Origin of the sequence: Actibacterium sp. (assembly GCF_041584535.1) — a bacterium.
Classification (GTDB): domain Bacteria; phylum Pseudomonadota; class Alphaproteobacteria; order Rhodobacterales; family Rhodobacteraceae; genus Actibacterium_D.
This window is the reverse complement of record NZ_JBFHDW010000429.1, coordinates 1-1466: the sequence shown is the minus strand read 5'-3', so window position 1 is coordinate 1466 and position 1466 is coordinate 1. Positions and strand designations below refer to the sequence as shown.

Sequence of the window (1466 nt, the reverse complement as noted above, 5' to 3'; positions counted from 1 at the left end):
CTATCCCGAGGGGCAAGGGGTTCTGGCGCTGGATGCGCTGATTGGCGCTGACTGACATGGAAAGGACCGAGGCATGACCCAGTATCCCGAAATCCGCCTGCATCTTGGTGGCACGTGGTGGGGTGACAGTGACCGCCACGTTCCGGTTATCAACCCCGCCACCGGCCAGCCCATCGGTCAGGTGCCGGTGGCCGGTGCCGAACAGTTGCAGCAAGCCGCCGGTTTTGCCCAACAGGGCTTTGCGATCTGGCGCGCCACCGGGGCGCATGATCGCGCTGCCATTCTGCGCAAGACCGCTCAATTGCTGCGTGATCGCGCCGACGCGTTGGCGCATGCGCTGACGCTGGAACAGGGTCGGCCGCTGGGCGATACGAAAATGGAATGCATGATCGGCGCCGAGGTGCTGGACTGGTTCGCAGAAGAGGCCAAGCGCACCTATGGCCGCATCATTCCCGCCCGCCAACCCGGCGTCAGCCAGTTGGTGGAGAAACAGCCGATTGGCCCGGTTTTGGCGATTTCAACCTGGAACGTGCCGATCAACCACGCTGCCCGCAAATTGGGTGCGGCGCTGGCGGCGGGGTGTTCGGTGGTGCTGAAAGGCCCGGAGGAAGCCCCCGCCAGCACGATGATGGTTGTGCAGGCGTTTCTGGACGCCGGCCTGCCCGCGCCGGTGCTGTCGCTGGTTTTCGGCGACCCGGCCCAGATCAGCGATACGCTGATCGCCCATCCGGTGATCCGCAAGCTGACCTTCACCGGCTCGACCCCGATCGGCAAGCTGCTGGCCTCAAAAGCCGGGGCGGTGATGAAGCCCGCCACGCTGGAATTAGGCGGCCACGCGCCGGTGCTGATTTTCGACGACGCCGATATCGACAAGGCGGTGGCGATCCTGTCGATGACCAAGTTCCGCAATGCCGGGCAGATCTGCATCTCTCCGACCCGGTTTCTGGTTCAGGATGGGGTGTTCGACCGTTTTACCGACGGTTTTACCAAGGCGGCCGAGGCGATCAAGACCGGCAACGGGTTGGACCCTGACAGCCAGATGGGGCCGCTGTCCACCCAGCGCCGTGTCGAGGCGGTCGAGGCCCTGGTGCAAGACGCCCTGTCCAAAGGCGCGACCCTGCGCACCGGCGGCACCCGTATCGGCAACGAAGGCTTTTTCTATGCGCCGACGGTTTTGACCGATGTGCCGACCGATGCGGTGGCAATGAATGACGAACCTTTTGGCCCGGTGGCGCTGATCAACCGGTTCAGCACCTATGACCAAGCGATGTCCGAGGCCAACCGTCTGGACTATGGCCTTGCCGCTTATGCCTATACCGGCACGGCGCAGACCGCGAACCGGCTGGCGGCGGATATCGAATCCGGGATGCTGTCGATCAACCATCACGGGCTTGGCCCGGTCGAGGCACCGTTCGGCGGGGTCAAGGGCTCGGGCATGGGCAGCGAAGGCGGCCCCGAGGCGGTCG

At 64.7% G+C, this 1466-nt stretch carries 1 protein-coding gene; it reads left to right on the top strand.

Annotation, left to right across the window (positions count from 1 at the left end; all coding sequences use genetic code 11):
* Positions 1 to 73: 73 nt before the first annotated feature.
* Positions 74 to 1466 (top strand): NAD-dependent succinate-semialdehyde dehydrogenase (locus ABYW26_RS14445; RefSeq protein ID WP_372605613.1); only part of this gene is annotated, 1393 nt, incomplete at its 3' end.